The organism is Fictibacillus macauensis ZFHKF-1 (assembly GCF_000269865.1).
Lineage (GTDB): Bacteria > Bacillota > Bacilli > Bacillales > Fictibacillaceae > Fictibacillus_C > Fictibacillus_C macauensis.
The window spans coordinates 58,342-76,136 of record NZ_AKKV01000053.1; the positions used below are offsets into that span (position 1 = coordinate 58,342).

11 protein-coding genes are annotated in these 17,795 nt (G+C 43.0%); 7 read left to right on the top strand and 4 right to left on the bottom strand.

Annotation, left to right across the window (positions count from 1 at the left end; genetic code table 11):
• Positions 1 to 286 precede the first annotated feature (286 nt).
• From A374_RS19300 to A374_RS19315, 4 genes are all read left to right on the top strand, one after another.
• Positions 287 to 1,573 carry an HD domain-containing protein gene (locus A374_RS19300; protein WP_007203938.1) on the top strand — a complete coding sequence of 429 codons (1,287 nt, stop codon included), beginning with the start codon at positions 287 to 289 and terminating at the stop codon, positions 1,571 to 1,573.
• A 27-nt stretch (positions 1,574 to 1,600) separates the two neighbouring features.
• Positions 1,601 to 2,107, top strand: a complete 507-nt coding sequence (locus A374_RS19305) for a YwgA family protein (protein WP_007203939.1) — start codon at positions 1,601 to 1,603, stop codon at positions 2,105 to 2,107.
• A 221-nt stretch (positions 2,108 to 2,328) separates the two neighbouring features.
• Positions 2,329 to 2,604: an MFS transporter gene (locus A374_RS19310; protein ID WP_193760849.1), complete on the top strand. Its 276-nt coding sequence runs from the start codon at positions 2,329 to 2,331 to the stop codon at positions 2,602 to 2,604.
• 810 nt (positions 2,605 to 3,414) lie between these two features.
• Positions 3,415 to 7,626 carry a S8 family serine peptidase gene (locus tag A374_RS19315; RefSeq protein ID WP_274517072.1) on the top strand — a complete coding sequence of 1,404 codons (4,212 nt, stop codon included), beginning with the start codon at positions 3,415 to 3,417 and terminating at the stop codon, positions 7,624 to 7,626.
• Between the two features lie 51 nt (positions 7,627 to 7,677).
• Here A374_RS19315 and A374_RS19320 read toward each other — a convergent pair whose 3' ends face one another.
• Positions 7,678 to 8,373: an aspartate/glutamate racemase family protein gene (locus A374_RS19320; RefSeq protein WP_007203942.1), complete on the bottom strand. Its 696-nt coding sequence runs from the start codon at positions 8,371 to 8,373 to the stop codon at positions 7,678 to 7,680.
• A 66-nt stretch (positions 8,374 to 8,439) separates the two neighbouring features.
• On the bottom strand, positions 8,440 to 9,753 hold the full coding sequence (locus A374_RS19325; protein ID WP_007203943.1) for an NCS2 family permease: 1,314 nt from the start codon (positions 9,751 to 9,753) through the stop codon (positions 8,440 to 8,442).
• A 168-nt stretch (positions 9,754 to 9,921) separates the two neighbouring features.
• Here A374_RS19325 and A374_RS19330 point away from each other — a divergent pair, with 168 nt between their 5' ends.
• Positions 9,922 to 10,449: a YwhD family protein gene (locus A374_RS19330; protein WP_007203944.1), complete on the top strand. Its 528-nt coding sequence runs from the start codon at positions 9,922 to 9,924 to the stop codon at positions 10,447 to 10,449.
• 632 nt (positions 10,450 to 11,081) lie between these two features.
• Here A374_RS19330 and A374_RS19340 read toward each other — a convergent pair.
• The gene (locus tag A374_RS19340) at positions 11,082 to 13,145 is read right to left on the bottom strand and encodes a transglycosylase domain-containing protein (RefSeq protein WP_040340773.1); all 2,064 of its coding nucleotides are present in this window, start codon (positions 13,143 to 13,145) and stop codon (positions 11,082 to 11,084) included.
• A gap of 493 nt (positions 13,146 to 13,638) precedes the next feature.
• Here A374_RS19340 and A374_RS19345 point away from each other — a divergent pair, with 493 nt between their 5' ends.
• A complete protein-coding gene (locus tag A374_RS19345; RefSeq protein WP_007203947.1) occupies positions 13,639 to 14,934 on the top strand; it encodes an amidohydrolase family protein in 1,296 nt (431 codons plus the stop codon).
• Positions 14,935 to 15,305: 371 nt separating this feature from the next.
• Here A374_RS19345 and A374_RS19350 read toward each other — a convergent pair whose 3' ends face one another.
• Positions 15,306 to 16,547, bottom strand: coding sequence for an MFS transporter (locus A374_RS19350; protein ID WP_007203948.1), 1,242 nt, complete (start codon positions 16,545 to 16,547; stop codon positions 15,306 to 15,308).
• 106 nt (positions 16,548 to 16,653) lie between these two features.
• On the opposite strand from A374_RS19350, the gene A374_RS19355 reads away from it, so the two are divergent.
• The gene (locus A374_RS19355; RefSeq protein ID WP_007203949.1) at positions 16,654 to 17,571 is read left to right on the top strand and encodes a ketopantoate reductase family protein; all 918 of its coding nucleotides are present in this window, start codon (positions 16,654 to 16,656) and stop codon (positions 17,569 to 17,571) included.
• Positions 17,572 to 17,795: the final 224 nt, after the last annotated feature.

Genomic DNA, 17,795 nt, shown 5'->3' on the forward strand with positions numbered 1-17,795 from the left:
TCTCCATAAACTACCTTTTCTTTTTTTAAAGTGTAGCTCTGCCTGCAAAAACAAACGTAAATGAAAGAATGAAGCATGAGTTATTGTTATTTCTCCTTTTTTGTTATTTGTTTCATGCATTTAATACAGATAAAATAGGGTATACTCACTAAAGATTTTGTAAAAATAATAGACAGCATAGACGAAGAAGCATCCTTCTAAGCATCCGCAGCATAAGAAGGGGTTTTTTCTTTTTTTAGGAAGCAATGAACACACTACCGACGAATGAAGGAGACTTTACGAAGCGATGAAAAGAACATTAGGTCAACTACATGAAGAAAAAGTATTTAAAGATCCAGTGCATCGCTATATTCACGTTCGTGATGAGTTGATCTGGAAACTGATTGGGACCCGTGAATTTCAGCGATTGCGTCGCATTCGTCAGCTTGGGACAACCTATTTAACCTTTCATGGTGCAGAGCATAGTCGCTTTAGTCATTCTCTAGGAGTTTATGAGATTACACGCCGTATTGTGGAAGTGTTTAAAGGACGGAAGCATTGGAATGAAGAGGAGCGGATGCTGGCGTTAAGCGCGGCACTTCTGCATGACATTGGCCACGGTCCGTTCTCGCACTCGTTTGAAAAAGTATTTGGCTTAGATCATGAATATTACACACGCGCTATATTACTAGGTAATACCGAAGTGAATGCCATTTTGCGGCTACAATCAGAAGATTTTCCGAAAAAGGTAGCGGAAGTGATTGAGAAGACCTATCACGATAAGCTCGTTGTTAGTCTCATCTCTTCGCAAATTGACGCCGATCGCATGGATTACTTGTTGCGCGATGCTTACTTTACGGGCGTAAGCTATGGGAATTTTGATTTAGAACGAATCTTGCGTGTGATGCGCCCCATGGAAGATGGCGCTGTCATTAAGGCGAGCGGCATGCACGCTGTAGAAGATTACATTATGAGTCGCTATCAAATGTATTGGCAAGTGTATTTTCATCCAGTGACACGCAGTGCAGAAGTTATTTTAAGTAAAATTTTGCATCGCGCAAAGCATTTATATGAAGCAGACTATACATTTCAACAACCGCTAACACATTTTCACTCACTCTTTAAAGGTGAGGTGACGGTTGAAGATTACATAAGACTTGATGAAGGTGTTATGCAGTATTACTTTCAAGTATGGCTACAGGAAGAAGATCAAATTCTTCGTGATTTATGTCGTCGTTTTCTAGATCGTAAGCTCTTTAAATATTGTGATTTATTGCCGATGAGTGAGGTTCATACACTTGCTAGATATTTTAAAGAAGCAGGCATTGATCCGCGCTATTATTTAGTCATCGATTCCTCATCTGATTTGCCGTATGACTTTTATCGACCAGGAGAGAAAGAAGAAAAGCTTCCGATTAATTTATGGAAAGCAAATGGTGATATCTCAGAACTATCGACGGAATCAGACGTTGTTGAAGCGATTTCGGGTAAGCGAAGAACCGATCATAAGCTCTATTATCCAGCAGACGTTGTGGATGGGCTCGCCAATCAAGAACTTAAACAAAAAATAAAGCAGTTGTTGCATAAAGGATAAAGCTATTGTAAAAGGGGGACAACGATCGTGTTTGAAGATCATTTAAAAGTGATAACGGTTATTAAAGAAGCAGGAGAAGTTATAGGACGGAAAAAACTGCAGAAAATGATATACATTGCAAAAAAATTGAATTTCCCATTTCAAGAGAAATATGAATTTCATTTTTTTGGACCCTATTCAGAAGAGCTAACATTACGTGTTGAAGAGTTATGTAATTTAGGCTACGTTCATGAAGTAAAAGAAAAAGTAAGTGGTTATTATCAATATCGTTACTCACTTAACAATGAGGGAGAAGGCTTTCTTTCTTCTTACGGAGCAAGTATTCCAAAGCTTGGGGATTGCGTGCGCTCGATGAACGACCAATCTTCGCGCTTTCTTGAGCTTGTTTCTACTATTCTCTTTTTCTATCATCTTAGCGTTGAAGAAGTAACAGAAAAAATCCAAACACTGAAAGCAAAACAAAAATATACAACCGAAGAAATTGAAGAAGGCTATGCGTATATTAACAAGCTTCAGCAATCACTTCTTCAGTAGTCAAACAAATGGGCCGTGCTGTGCTCATTTGTTTTTTTATATCCTCGATCTTCTTACGCTATAACCATTTGTTATACCGCTCCAAAAGAATGCTTCTTCCGCCTCTTTTGCTCTTTTGATATGCTGTAGCGGTATCAATTGATCGACAGGGGAGAATTCACATACTACTATCATTGAGCATGTTTGCGCTCGGTTTTGATGCGTACATCATAGCAGGATTGTTGCCACGTATTAGCGCTACCTATCATACGGATGTGTATCATGTTGGACAGGGCGTAAGTATCTTTACACTGTGCTATGCCGTTTCGGCGCCGAATTGTTCATCCCTATTGGCAGGGAAGCCATTGAAGAGTATGTTAGTCGTTTCATTTATCGGTTTTACGGCAGTTGTGCTTTCGAGAGCGCTTGCTGGTGCATGTGCGGGTGTGTTCTCTCCACTATCGGTAGTTGCTGCTACTAAACTTGTCTCTCATGAAGTAGAATGTAACATCACTTGATACTGTTCATGCTTGTAGTAACGGCACCATATACGTATACAGCCCAAGACTAGCAACACTTCCGAAAAAAGTAACTAGCACGGTAATCGTAACCCGGCGATCAACGAACAACCGCAGTCACGCACGTAGAGCAGGGAGGTGAGGTGTTGAAAAATACGGTAACGCGTAGAACATTGCAATTGAGCCTACACTTCCAATACTCACTAATACCCACATGCATAAGCCACCACAGTTGCTTGTAACCCTTATTTTCATGGCTTTATTCCTCTCCTGATTCATCTACCTCTTCTTACCTATCTTCCGTTTTTTGTTTGGGGATGTATGGGATGGGCATGTGGGGCATCGCAACAACAAGCACTGCTCTCGTATCAACTGGACCATGCTAGTACGGCAGTGGCGCTAGCTCTGTAGGTGCTTTTTGTGGCGGAATGGTGCTTTCGTTTGGTAAAGGGATGACACCGCTCTTGATTTTCGCTTTATGCTCAATAATGTTAGCACGATGTTTGCACCTTTTTTCTAGCGTGCGCAATCGCTAATTTGGCTTTTTTTCCGACAGCATTTTTTTTATGGGAAATGCACTGTTACTGCACAGAAACAGCATAGCCCCTGCATAAAGTAGCCCTAAACGTAGTAGCTATCTACGTTCGGTACATGCAGGGGGGATGCACTATTCATCGTATCCATTCAGTCGAAAAGTTTAGTGAGACTAGCTCCTATAATTCGAGCGACACCGTGTTCTAAAGTCTTTATGATGAAGTAGGCTTTAATAGGAAAATCGGGGAGGACGATGAAGGTATGAAGGGGAAGTTTATGAGTGTAATCATGACAGCGTGCTTATCACTATCATTACTATTTCCAAGTGGAGCGGCGGTGTCAGCGACATCTAAAATGAAAGCATATCATGGCATGAATGCGATAAAGGCAACACAAGTAGAAAAGGTAAGCAATAAGCTTTTGAAAGAATTTAAAGACAAGAAGATTGCTACCTTTTTAGTAAAGTTTAAAGAGCAAGTGGATGCTGAAAAAGAAGCGAAGAAAGCAATGATGAGTGCTCAAAAGAAAAAAATGAGCAGTTATCAAACCGAATTAATGAAGCGATCGGCGGTCGTGTCGACGCTCCAGGCGAAAGCACTAGAATCACAAAAAGAGGTTTCAAGCTATTTAGAAGAACAAAAGAAAAAAGGTGAAGTGAAAAAAATACACGCTTTCTTTATTGTAAATGCCATGGCCGTTACGGCGACAAAAGCGGTTATGGACAAGCTTGCGACGATGCCAGAAGTGGAGAAGATTACGGCAAATGAAGTGCGTAAGCTACAGCCTGTCCAATCTCCTAAGAAAAAGGCAACGTCTAAAGAAAGTAATACTATTGAATGGAATGTACAAAAAGTAGATGCTCCAAAAGCGTGGGCAAAGGGCATTGATGGAACCGGGACGGTTATTGCTAGCATTGATACGGGAGTAGAAGCGACGCATCCTGCGATTGCTTCGAAATATCGGGGCTATGATGCTGGTGGAAAGCTACACAATGAATACAACTGGTTCGATGCAACAGAGGGAGAGGACCAGCCTTACGACGATATTGGACATGGCACACATACAGTAGGAACGATGGTTGGTAGTGAGAAGAATGGTAAGAATAAAATTGGTGTAGCGCCAGGTGCTAAGTGGATTGCGGTGAAGGCCTTTACAGAAGAAGGTGGAACGGATGAAGCATTACTAGCTGCCGGCCAATGGGTAATTGCCCCAACAGATGCAGCAGGCAAACCTCATCCGGAAAAAGCGCCAGATGTAGTGAATAACTCATGGGGCGGTGGGCCAGGAATGGATGATTGGTACCGTCCAATGGTAAAAGCATGGCGTGCGGCCGAAATTTTCCCGGAGTTTTCAGCGGGTAATACGGATGCTAATAACGAAGGTGGTCGGGGATCAGTAGCTAATCCAGCGAACTATCCAGAATCTTTTGCAACAGGAGCGGTTAACGATAAAAATCAAGTAGCTGACTTTTCTTTACGCGGTCCTTCACCCTATGAGGGCTTACTAAAGCCTGAAGTATCCGCGCCAGGAGTGAACATTCGTTCCTCTGTCCCAGGTGGCAAGTATGAAGATGGCTGGGATGGTACATCGATGGCTGGACCACACGTATCAGCCATTGCGGCGATGCTTCGTCAAGTGAATCATAGTTTAACGGTCAAGGAAATGGAAGAAATCATTAAAAATACTGCAACACCATTAACAGATAAAGAGTATCCGAAGAGTCCAAACAACGGATATGGCGCGGGACTTGTTAATGCGTATGAAGCTGTGAATGCAGTCACGAAAGGACTTGGAAAAGTCACGGGTGTCGTCACGAAGGATGGCAACGATACGAAAGCACCTGTATTTAAACATGAAGCCGTCAAGACAGCTAGCGAAGGCATAACGCTTCCCTTGACGATTGATGTACAAGATGATGTGAGTGTTGTGGCGGTAACCCTTCAATATAGCGATGGAAAAGGGGGCTGGAAGGAACGGCCAGCAGAGCTTGTGAATGGGTCGGTACGCTCGGGAACCTATGCTGCTGAAATTCCAAATAAAGAAATGACAGCACCGTCCTTAGCGTACCGCTTTAAGATTAAGGATTTCGGGAAACACGAGGTAACGAGTGATCCGTATCATGTTACAGTTACGCCTTCCATTAAGGTCGGCTATGAAACCGATTTTGAGAAGCAACCCGCGGGCTGGCGAACATTTGGAGTAAATAATAACTGGGAATGGGGAGTGCCGAAATCAGGTCCGAAAAGTGCTGCTTCTGGCACGCATGTGTATGGAACGAATTTAAAAGGATTGTACGCAAATTCCGCTGATATGTTTTTAATGATGCCTTCTGTTAAGGTGGAAAAAGGTTCGACATTTTTACAGTTTAAGCATTGGTTTGAATTTGAAAAAGACATGGATGGGGGCGCTGTGATCGTCTCGACTGATGAAAAACAATGGAACTATGTAAAAATGTATACAGGGAAAAGTCGTAAGTGGGTCGATGGTGAGGTTGATTTATCTGATTATGCTGGTATGACGGTCTCTGTTGGTTTTGAGGTGCGAACGGATGAACAAAATGCCTTTCCTGGCTGGTATTTAGATGATGTGAAGCTATCATCTGTCGCCTTGCCAAAAGGCAAAGTAGCGACCGATGCTTTTACACCGAAAAAGCCGTTTGCTAAGCTTGCTAAAGAGAAGCCCACGCTGCAAAAAGCAACTGTCGAAGCAAATAGCGGTATACCGATGGAAGCGAACGTAAGCTTGCTAGAAAGCGGCAAGTCTACGGTGACAAACCCAGCGACGGGCGAGTATACCCTTTACGGCTCACCAGGCAATTACACGTTAGCAATCGATGCGTATGGCTATACGCCAATGAAGCAAAAAGTACAAATAGATGCTAAAAAAGAAACTTCGCAGTCGTTTAAATTAAAAGAAAAGGCGAAAGGAACGCTTTCGGGAAAAGTAACGAATGCCCAAACAGGTAAGCCAGTTGCTAAGGCTGTTGTGTATGTTTTAGAAGATGGAGCCGTCACCCCTGTGTTAACCGATCAAAATGGTGTCTATCATCTAACGGCATACGAGGGGAATTATACGTTACGTATTGGTGGCGCGGGTTATTATTCACAAGAAGTGTCAGTAACGCTAGGGAAACAAGCGGTAAAAGACATTCAACTAAAGCCTTTTCTATCGGCACCAGGGAAAGAAATTGGCTATGATGATGGATCAGAAGAAAATGCGGTAGCGTTCTTTGACCCGAATAATTATTGGGCGGTGAAAATGTCACTGCCTAAAGGGAAAACAAAAGCGATGGTAACGGGAGGCATGTACAAATTTAGTGAATCCTTCCCAATGCCAGGTGGCACTGAAATGCAGGCAGCCGTTTACGATGCAAGCGGGAAGGACGGAGCTCCTGGTAAACGTATAGCTGGCCCAATCAATGCAACGGCTTTACGAAATGGCGAATGGACGAAGGTGGATTTTGGAGGGCAAAGCGTACAAGTATCGGGTGACTTTTATATTGTAAGCATACAAACAAAAAAAGATATTGAATCGCCGGGGATCGCTGCCGACTTGAATAGTCCAAGTGCAAACAGAGGCTTTACGTATGTAAATGGAGTGTGGGAACCATTCCCTTCATCGGAAGGCAATCTTATGATCCGTGCCCTTGTGGAATATGAAGTCACCGCACCGATGATTACGAAGCCAACCAATGCATCGTTTACGAATCTAGAAACCTATACCGTCGAAGGCACAACTGCTCCCACTATTAAAGTAGCATTAATGAATGATGGGAAGCAGGTAAGCCAAGTAACGTCCGATAAAAAAGGGAAATTTAAAGCGCCGGTAAAGCTGCATAAAGGGAAAAATGTCCTATCAACAAAGGCGGTTTTCGATCGGGGAAGTACGGAGGTGTCCGCGCCAGTTGTCATTACGCTTGATCGTACACCACCGAAACTAACCATTACAAGTCCAAGTAACGGGATCAAAACGAACAAAGAAACCGTCACGATAACGGGAACAGCAAGCGATGATTTTATGAAAAGCGTAACGATTAATGGCGAAAATGTAAGTCTACAAAGCAAAGGGAAATTTGAACATCGCCTCATGTTGCAGTCTGGTAAAAATCAGATTCGCACAACGGTCGTGGACCGTGCTGGCAATGCAACGGTTAAAGAGCTCACGATTTATGCGCAATTTAAAGGGCTAGCACTCACAAATATGAAACCTGCGCGCAATGTGACATTAAAAGCCGGGCAAACGCTTAAAGTAGAGTGCGATACATTAACACGCAGTAGCGCTAGCTTCTTGCTACGTTTGCCATTGTCTACAGTTTCCAATAAACAAGCAACCATGAAGATGAAAGAAACAACAGCTGGCCACTATGTTGGCTATTATAAAGTGCCAAAGAACGTGAAGGCGAGTGACATTGCTATTGAAATTAGTGTTAAAGACAGCTTCGGTAATACAACGACAAAGCTGGCACCAGGACGTTTAACGATCCAATAAATTTAAAAAATCCTGATCATCACATGTCGATGGTCAGGATTTTTTTTATTACTAATCTGCCAATAATGCGCGTTCTACTGCTTCTTCGGCATGAATGACCGCTGTATCAAACAAAGGAAGCTCGACATCAGATTCCGAAATGAGAAGACCAATTTCTGTGCAACCAAGAATGATGCCTTCTGCTCCCCGTGCTTGGAGGCTACGAATGATTTCTTGATAACGAGCACGTGAAGAATCTACCTGGTGGCCAAGGCAAAGCTCTTCATAAATAATGCGATGCACATCCTGGCGTTCTTGCTCACTTGGAATCATCACTTCAATACCCGCTTCTTCTATTTTAGCGCTGTAAAAGTCTTGTTCCATCGTGTATCTTGTGCCGAGTAAACCAACTTTTGATAAAGACGCTTGTTGAATCCGTGTAGCTGTTGCTTCGGCAATATGAAGAAAGGGCAGTGACACGAAGCGCTTAATCGTCGGAATGACACTATGCATCGTATTCGTACAGATGATGAGAAAATCGGCACCTGCTTGTTCAAGGGCAGCGGCCTGTTTGCCCAGCAACTCGCCAGCGCCTTGCCAATCGCCATCTGCTTGAAGTTGAGCCATTTCCTCAAAATCCACTGAAGACAATAAGCATTTTGCTGAGTGAAGACCACCTAATCGTTGTTTTACGCGTTCATTCATGACTTTATAATAGATGGCCGTCGATTCCCAGCTCATCCCGCCAAGCATCCCAATCGTTTTCATAATTCTTTCCTCCTACAAAGGGTTCTTCTCTCTAGTGTACCTTTCTTTTAGAAAAAAAAACGAACGTTAATGAGGCATGAAAGCCAATTGTATGAAAAAGAGAACGGCAAAAATGTAAACGAGCAACGGCACTTCTTTTGCTTTCCCGCGAGCAATTTTCAAAAGAGGGTGTGAAATAAACCCAAAGGCAATGCCTGTCGCGATGCTGGATGTTAAAGGCATCGTTAAGATAATAATGAAGGCGGGAAATGCTTCATCCAGCTCGCCCCATTGGATTTTTCCAAGGGCGCCAAGCATTAAACTACCAACAATAATAAGTGTTGGTGCCGTTATGGCTGGTTGATCAGCAATAACGGAAACGAGTGGTGAGAAAAAAGCTGCGACGATAAAGAGAACGGCAACGACGACAGAAGTTAAGCCTGTGCGACCACCGGCAGCGACACCGGAGGAAGACTCAATATAAGCGCTCGTTGGACTCGTCCCAAAGGCTGCGCCAGCAATCGTTGCGACAGAGTCTGCTAGAAGTGCTTGACGAGCTTTTGGCATTTTATTATTTTTCATTAAGCCAGCTTGTTCTGCAACGCCAACCATCGTTCCGGTCGTATCAAACAGCGTTACAAGTAAAAATGAAAAGACAACGGCATACAACCCGTAATGAATAACATCTGTAATCGCAGTTAGTGGGTTTCCAAAAATAAAGAATGAATGAGGAAGATCCGGCATCGATACCGCTTTCTCAAATGTTAAATGACCTGTAAAGTACGCTATTGCCCCGGTAATAATCATCCCAAAAAAGAGGGCACCATTTACGTTTAGGGCCATCAGAATAAGTGTAACCGCTAAACCAATGAAAGCGAGCATGACAGTAGGTGAATGAAGATCACCTAAAGCAACGAGATTTTCTTTATGTGAAGTAATAATTCCAGTCATACGCATACCGATAAAAGCAATAAATAAACCAATACCAGCCGTAATACCATGTTTTAAATTTGCTGGAATGGCATCAATTAATCGTTCACGAAAAGTAGTTAGTGAAAGAAGGAAGAAGAGTATGCCGGATACGAACACCGCTCCGAATGCTACTTCATATGAAATATTCGTGTGTGTACCTACTACTGAAAAGGCAAAGTAAGCATTTAATCCCATTCCGGGAGCAATGGCAATTGGTAAATTAGCAAAAAGTGCCATCCATAATGTGCCAATGACAGTAGAGATAATGGTGGCCATGAAAACAATATGAAAAGGGACACCTGCTGAATGTAAGACAATTGGGTTCACGATAATAATGTAGACCATCGTTAAAAAAGTCGTAACACCTGCTAACATTTCTGTTTTTACGTTCGTTCCTCGTTCTTTTAGCTTAAAAAGAGATGATAACATCGGAAAACCTCCAAAAATACGAACATTTTTTATCTGCTAATTAATAATATTCGTTTTTTGGCATGATTGCAAGAAGGTTTTTCTAGAAAATAGCGTAAAATGTCATCTGCTTTCATAGTATGGTAAACTACAGGTAGCATATAAACCACGTTTGGAGGTTTTTCATACATGAAGGATATTTTTAATTCTGATCAAAACAAAAATAAAAAGGGCATGGGCTTTACCATTTTAAGTGGCGACTCTACGAGCGGCCACGGCGGCTATGGTGTCGGGGCTTTAAGCTTAGATCATATGACACCTGTTATTGTTGATCCAGTTGATGGTGACGCTTATGTTGATATGGGCGCAATGCATGCACGCAGTGATATTGAAAAGCGCATTAAGTTTACCCCAGATCGCGCCAATACCCCGAACCCGCGTCTCTATTGGCTCGTATGGGTGACGATTAATCGTGGAGCGGAAGGCCCGTATTATTACGGTGTAACGGCGTGTGAAATGCAAATCGATGCCGAAGCTCGTCGCGGTTATAAGAGTTTACCTGAACATGTGAATCGCATGGATAAATCATTAAAAGGTAAAGTCATCATTGACGATATGGAAGAAACCTCTCGCAAACTACTCGGGCAATTTTTGAAAAATCATGACGAAGCTATTTTCAATCGCTCATCGGACGAAATTAAAGCATTACTCAATTAATTATGAATGTTTTATGAACGTTGTTTAAAAGTCTTGTGACAATTCTGAAAGATGAGTAAACTAAAAAAGTAGCATTGCACACACAATGTTGCTAGGACAACAAACGGCCCGGAACCTAATGGTTCCGGGCCGTTTGTTTGAGCAAGAGGTAGGAAGTGTAGCGGCATCTCGTGAAGTGCACCGTATTGCGGTTCGCGCGCAGAGCAGCCTCGTTCGTGCGCAGAGCGGCCTCGTTCGCGCGCAGAGCAGCCTCGTTCGCGTGCAGAGCGGCCCCATTCGCGCGCAGAGCAGCTCCGTTCGCGTGCAGAGCGGCTCCATTCGCGCGCAGAGCAGCTTCATTCGCGCGCAGAGCAGCCTCGTTCGCGCGCAGAGCAACCTCATTCGCACTCAAGAGGCACATAATCACGTGAATGCACTCGTAAAATTCACATAATCGTGAGTAAAGTAGCAAATTGCGTGGAAATAGCGCGTAATTATGAGAAAAGTCGCTTGAATTGCATGCAAAAAATTATAATTGTGAATAGCAGTCTATAAAGAACGACTAATTAATTAAAATATTTCTCTCTCTACTTAAGCCAAAGCAACAAGGTTTGTCCCATCTTAATAATCTTCGGTTGTAAAACAAGTGAAAGTTACCAACTAAAGAGTTTTTGCCACCAATTCTTTTTCTCCTTTTTCGGTGCAATCGTATCTCCTGCATGTTCGTTGCATGTTTCTTTTGGTTCCGTGCCTTTTACATAATACTGGCGCATGGTTACTGGACAGCTGTTGCCTGCAAGCTTTCCGTTTGCTGGATTTATAACAGCGGATACAACGCCTGCTGGTTTTTTAAAATTATCAGCTTTGACGTTTTTTAGCGCACTTTCCATATAATTCGCCCAAATTTTCTTAGAATAGCTACCGTCGTTAATGCTATCAAGTTCTTTCCCTTGATCGTAGCCAATCCATACACCCGTCGTTAACTGTGGAGTAAAACCAATCATCCAGCTGTCTGTTGGGGTGGAACCTGATTTCCCGGCAGCTGGACGACTAAGAAGTTGGTCAATACTAGCGCCGGTTACTTTTGTATAGCCGTTCAGTCGTTCATCGAACATGCCACGCATTAAATCGGTCATGACAAAGGTGATTGCAGGATCGAGTATTTGTTTATGCTCATTTTTTGCTTCATATAATGTTTGCCCATTGTGATCGGTAATTTTTTTAATAAAGGTCGGCTTTACGTGTTGTCCACCGTTTGGAAACATGTTGTACGCATTAACCATTTCAAGTAGGGATACACCGTTTGTCCCTAGAGCAAGCGATGGTACTTTTGCTAATGGACTTGTAATGCCAAATTGACGCGCGGTTTGAACAAGCTTGTTAGGACCGAGAAATAAGTTCGTTTTTACCGCATAAATGTTATCAGACACAGCGATTGCTTCAGCTAGTGTAATAAAATCATTCGCATACACATCGTTATAATTTTTCGGTTTGTATGGCGGCGTTCCAGTCCCCATCGTAAAGGCAGTGCGTTCACTTTTTAATTCTGTAGAAGGTGTGTAGCCATTTTTAAGGGCTGCATAATACAAAAAGGGCTTAAAGGTAGAACCAGGAGCGCGCAATGCTTGCGAAGCACGATCGAAAGAGCTTTGCTTATAATTTTTACCACCAACCCATGCTTTTACTTCGCCGTTTTCCGGATTCATGGAGACGAGTGCTGTTTGAATAGTAGGGTTATCAGCGGTGCGTTCGGCAACTTCTTTTTCGGCTGCATGTTGCATGGCAGGATCTAGCGTTGTATAGACATGTAAGCCTCCAAGTTCAATTTGTTTCGGATCGAGCTTTAATTCGTTTTTGAGTTGGCGCATGACCTCTGCTTGAAAGTAAGGAGCGAGTGAAGCTTGTTGCTCTTCTTTTTTATTAAGAATAGTAATAGGCTGTGCAGCAGCTGTAACGGCCTCTTGTTGTGTTAAATAATGATTATTTTCCATAGCCTGCAAAATAATTTTCTGCCGTTGCTTCGCACGCTCTTCATTTAGAAGTGGCGAATAATAGCCAGGGCCTTTCGGAACGCCTGCTAAAAGAGAGGCTTCACCAACGGTTAGGGAACGCGCATCTTTTCCGAAGTAAAAAGAAGACGCTGACTGAACACCGTATGTTCCGTGACCGTAATAGATTGTATTTAAATAACCTTCTAGTATTTCATTTTTAGAATAATTCATTTCTAATCGCAACGTATAAAAAGCTTCCATAAACTTGCGTGTCCACGTTTTATCATGCGTTAGAAATAAATTGCGGGCAAACTGTTGAGAAATCGTGCTTGCGCCTTGTACTTTTGAACCTGCCTTTATATCTGCTAAAATCGCGCCAGCAATCCGTTTGAAATCAAACCCATGATGTTCATAAAAGTTTTTATCTTCAACAGCAATCGTTGCTTGGATAAGAGCTGGACTCATTTTTCGTAGTGGGATCCATGAGCGTTTTTGCCCAGAGTGTGCCATTTCTCCAAGCTCTTCACCATTATTCGCATAGAGCATGGTCGTTTGTGGAGTAAGGATGGGAGGCGGGCCCATTAGCTTGGCGGTCAATAATAGCCCGCCCGTTATTATGACAAAAAAACCTACTAAAATCCCGATGCCTTTACTCAAAAAGAGCATCTTTTGTAGTCTTGTTTTCTTTTTCCATCGTCTCATGCGTGGCATACGGTACCTCCTCATAATTCGGTAAAGTAGGATGTTTGTGTTGAACTTATAAACGAGCTCTAGGAACTAGGGATTCGGTCACTTCGGTCTTTCTCTACCATCCAAAGAAACGGATGGTGCGAGCAAGCCCTCCAGTGCCTGTCATCCCTGGACGAGTCCCCACCGCTTTTTACTAATCCAGCTCCAGCTGGCAGAGGCTTGGCCTTTTCGGTCTTTCACTTCATGCAAAAAACGCATGTAGTTCAAGCCCTCCAAAGTCTGCCGCCTCTAAGCGCCAGCTTCCGCTTTTTACTAATCTAGCTCCAGGGACTAGGGATTTGGTCACTTCGGTCTTGCTCTACCATCCAAAGAGCAGGATGGTGCGAGCAAGCCCTCCAGTGCCTGTCATCCCTTAGCGAGTCCCTTCCGCTTTTTACTATTATGTGGAAGTGGGGTTGCTTCTAAACGTGTTGGGGGTAGGAATGTTATACTGTTAGTGAAAATGTGACGGAAACGGGAGGTTTTCTTTGTGATTATTAAACGTGGACACTATCTTCAAGTTGAGGATGGTGTGTGGTCGGTTCAAAAGGGAGATATCTTAATAGAAGGAAATGTAGTAAAGAAGCTTGGTGAGGTGACGGAGCGAGAGGCGGCTGGTCATGAGGTATTTGATGCTGCGGGTATGCTTGTGTTACCTGGACTTGTGAATGGTCATCAGCATACGCCGATGTCATTATTGCGCTGTTATAGCGACGATTTACCGCTAATGGATTGGTTAAATAAAAAGATGCTTCCAGCGGAGATGAAAATGACGAGTGAGGATCGCTATAAAGGAGCAATGTTGTCTCTTGCAGAGATGATTAAAAGTGGTACGACAACGTATGCGGATATGTATATTGATATGGATACGATTGCTGAAGCAGTTGCCTCATCTGGAATGCGTGGTGCTTTAGCGCGTGGCATGATTGCTATGGACGCTAATTATAGCGATCGGATTGAAGAGTCGCGTCAGCTCGTCAAGCGTTGGAATGGCGCGGCGAATGGTCGTATTACGACGATGATTGCTCCGCACTCTCCGTATATGTGTCCACCAGATTTTCTAAAAGCGGCCGTTGAGCTCGCTAAAGAACTAAACGTACCCCTTCATACGCATTTAGCTGAAACGGCAGATGAGCGTCAAATGATTCAAGATAAATACGGCAGCAGTCCGGTTCAATATTTGCAAGAAGCAGGTTTTTTTGAAGATACACATGTTGTGCTTGCGCACGGTGTGCATTTTACAGCGGAAGATTTAGAAGTGCTGCAACAAGTAAAGCGCGGTGGTATTATTCATAATCCTGTGAGCAACGCGAAGCTTGGCTGTGGTACGAGTGATTTGCTGGCGCTCCGCCGCCATGGCATTGCGGTCGGTCTTGGTACAGACGGTCCGGGCAGTGCGAGCACGCTTGATTTGTTTATGGAAATGAAGGCAGCTGCTTGGATGCAAAAGCTTCTTCATAGCGATGCATCTGCGCTTTCTTCGCATGATATTTTAACGATGGCGACGAAAACAGGAGCTGAAATTCTCGGATTAGGAAACGACATTGGAACCATTGAGGAAGGTAAAAAAGCGGATCTCATCATGATCAATATGAATCAACCGCACTTTATTCCAGCGCATGAACCGACGTCATTGCTCGTCTATGCGGCGGCAGGTCAAGACGTTGATTCGGTCATTATTGATGGTGAAGTTGTCATGAAACATCGTGAACTCTTAACGATGGATGAAGAAAAAGTCATGTTTGAGGCGCAGCAGTCTGCGGCATCATTATTGAACCGTTTGTAAGGAATGAGTATGTTCTAAAAAGAAACAGCATACACTAAAAAAACCGCCGGAATTGCGTCCGACGGTAACCAATAGCTTATGGACCACAAAGGTTCGGCTGTTGTTCTCTACTTACTATAAAATAGACCGTTACCTTGAGTGGGGCTCACAGGGCGGTCTATTTTTTATAAGATATGACCGAAACGATTAACGACGCAAACGAGACAGCGAACATTAACGCTTCAAATACTGTCAGAGGCAACACCCCCTTGGCTGTGGAAGCTTTCATCCTACGGGTTGCAGCTTACCGCTAAAAGAGTGTGCCGAACGCCCTGTGAGCATATGCTATTGTATCTTTAGTATACCTTATTTTCCTATTTTAAGAAAAATTGTTATTTAGCACTCCGCAATTGTGTATTCATCGTCATTAACCCAACTGTAGCTAGAATGAATAGACCAATTAGGAGTAGAAAAATTTTGATGCTAACTATAGCAAGAATGCTTCCCGTTAATAATAAGGAGAGCGGCTTACAGCTTTGCACGATTACTGACATGGTGCTTGAGGCTCGACCGGCTACTTCTTGTGGCACTTCCGTTAAAAAGAGTGATTGAAGTGGAATATTACAAAGCGCAAGACCGACCCCGACAACCCCCATACAAACACTTTTCACGAGGAAGCCAAATGGCAAAGCCAGGCTGCCAAGTCCACAGCCAATGATTACTAACCCACATGAAATTAAAATGATTTTCCTTATTTTTGTTAAAAAGTTAATGCTTAATGAGCCGAGCAATAAACCGATAAAAAACACGACTTCAAGCGTCGCTAGCTGAGATGGATTGTTGACAATTAATGGAATTAATATAGCAATAGGTGCGAGAGCAAAATTAATGGCACTAATATAAAGTATTAAGTTTCGTAATATAGAGATTGTGGCAATCGTTTTCATCCCACCTTTTAATTGTGTGAAGAAACCAGGGAGCTGAAGCGGTTCAGTTCGTTTTTGTGAAAGTTTTTTCTCAGAAATGAGCGCAATAAAAACGAAAGAAGCAATATAAGAAACGGCATTAAATACGAAAGCAGCGGTTACGCTATAGGCTAGTAACAAAGCGGCCAGTACGGGTGCAGTTAAGCCGATGATCGTATCAATGCTCGACGATAAGCTTTGCGCTCGCGTAAGTAAAGGTTTCGGTATGATCGTTTTGATAGCAACAGCTTTTGCAGGTGAAAAGAACGCCTCAAAGCTTGAAATAATGACGGCAGTTACGATCAGCATCCAAGGTGCTAGTAGGTCAAACGTATACAGCACGACAATGGCCACGACGGCGGCACCTCGGAAAAAATCGGATAACAACATAAATTTTTTCTGATTGCCTTGATCAACAAAGACACCTGCAATGAGACCAAGAACAATTAACGGAACGACTTCCGCTGCTAGCACGAATGACATTTGCAGCGCTGAACCTGTTAATAGTTTCATTGTCCAAATAACGGCAAGCAAATAGACGCCATCTCCTAATGAGGAAACGAATTGTCCGAGCAGTAAGTAACGATAGTTTTTAAGTGCCATTAAATCTTTAAACGTAGCAGAAATTTCAGTTGTTTCAATCGGTGAAGAAGCAGCAGAATCAGACATCGTAACAACCTTTCTATTTTTTCTATAATTTCCATTTAAAGTATAATTTAAATATTCTTTCATTTCTAGCTTTATTTCGTTATGGTAAAGACGGGAGGAATGCAATATGAATATTACAATGGTTGGTGCAGGTGCGGTAGGCGTGTATTTCGGTGGAAGATTGCTAGAGAATGGCTGCAACGTCACATTCCTCGTTCGAGAACATCGAAAAGCGCTCATCGAAAAAGAAGGTCTTGTCATTTATAGTGACGCAGGTCAGTACACGTTAAAAGAGTATCAAGTTGCGACAACGTCACAGGAAATTTCTGATTGTGACCTCGTAATCGTTGCAGTTAAAGGGTATCATCTACAACAATTAATGCCTGTTTTGCAAGAGTTCGCGCAACGTGGCGTAAAAATTCTTCCGCTTTTAAATGGAATGGAACATATTTATGGGCTGAAAGAGAACTGCGGCGAGGAAGCAGTTCTTGGAGGCGTTGCCTATATCATTGCGACATTGGATGAAAAAGGACACGTACATCACAGTGGCTCGCAACATTCATTAGTAGTAGGTCCGCTTCATCCGTCACAGCAACAGCTTTGTCAGCAGTTAGCGAAAGCAACAGAAGGAAGTAAGTTTATTTTTAAATACAGTGAAGCAATTGAACAAGCACTTTGGCATAAATATATTTTTATTACGGCTTTTTCTAGCATAACAACAGCATGTGATGCCCCTATTGGAGTGCTTCGTCACAATGAAGCAACCGCGTCTTTAATTTCTAACGTTTTACTAGAAATGAAGCAGTTAGCACTTGCGCTTCACGCGCCAATAGATGATGACATTGTAGAAAAAACGCTAAAAACGATAGAGGCACTGCATGACGAGGCGACGAGCTCTATGCATCAGGATCGTCGGAAAGGTCTCCCATTGGAAGTTGATCATCTTCAAGGTGGAGCGCTACGTTTAGCGAAGTCTTGTAATCTTCCTTTACCGCACCTAGCGACGCTGTATGCGGTACTCTCTATGATAGCGGTAGTGAAGTAAGATGAGGAACATGTTGCTAGCTGTTGTCATGTGCTCTTTAGTAGGAACGGCAGTGTCTGCCTTTCTTTCTAGGAATGAGTTTCATATTAATGTATTTTTGCTACACGTGTTCATCTCGACTGCGATTGTGTTACTTCTCGTTGCCGTTGTTATGAAAAAAAGAGAGAGGAAGCTGAAGTGAGCTTCCTCCGATAGAGTCTATATAATTGTGTAAAAGCATAAAA

Bases quoted from the DNA above. Each gene is read 5' to 3' on its own strand.
- A374_RS19315 (WP_274517072.1), top strand. From the start codon at position 3,415: ATGAGTGTAATCATGACAGCGTGCTTATCACTATCATTACTATTTCCA.
- A374_RS19325 (WP_007203943.1), bottom strand. From the start codon at position 9,753: ATGTTATCATCTCTTTTTAAGCTAAAAGAACGAGGAACGAACGTAAAA.
- A374_RS19330 (WP_007203944.1), top strand. From the start codon at position 9,922: ATGAAGGATATTTTTAATTCTGATCAAAACAAAAATAAAAAGGGCATG.
- A374_RS19300 (WP_007203938.1), top strand. From the start codon at position 287: ATGAAAAGAACATTAGGTCAACTACATGAAGAAAAAGTATTTAAAGAT.
- A374_RS19340 (WP_040340773.1), bottom strand. From the start codon at position 13,145: ATGAGGAGGTACCGTATGCCACGCATGAGACGATGGAAAAAGAAAACA.
- A374_RS19355 (WP_007203949.1), top strand. From the start codon at position 16,654: ATGAATATTACAATGGTTGGTGCAGGTGCGGTAGGCGTGTATTTCGGT.
- A374_RS19320 (WP_007203942.1), bottom strand. From the start codon at position 8,373: ATGAAAACGATTGGGATGCTTGGCGGGATGAGCTGGGAATCGACGGCC.
- A374_RS19350 (WP_007203948.1), bottom strand. From the start codon at position 16,547: ATGTCTGATTCTGCTGCTTCTTCACCGATTGAAACAACTGAAATTTCT.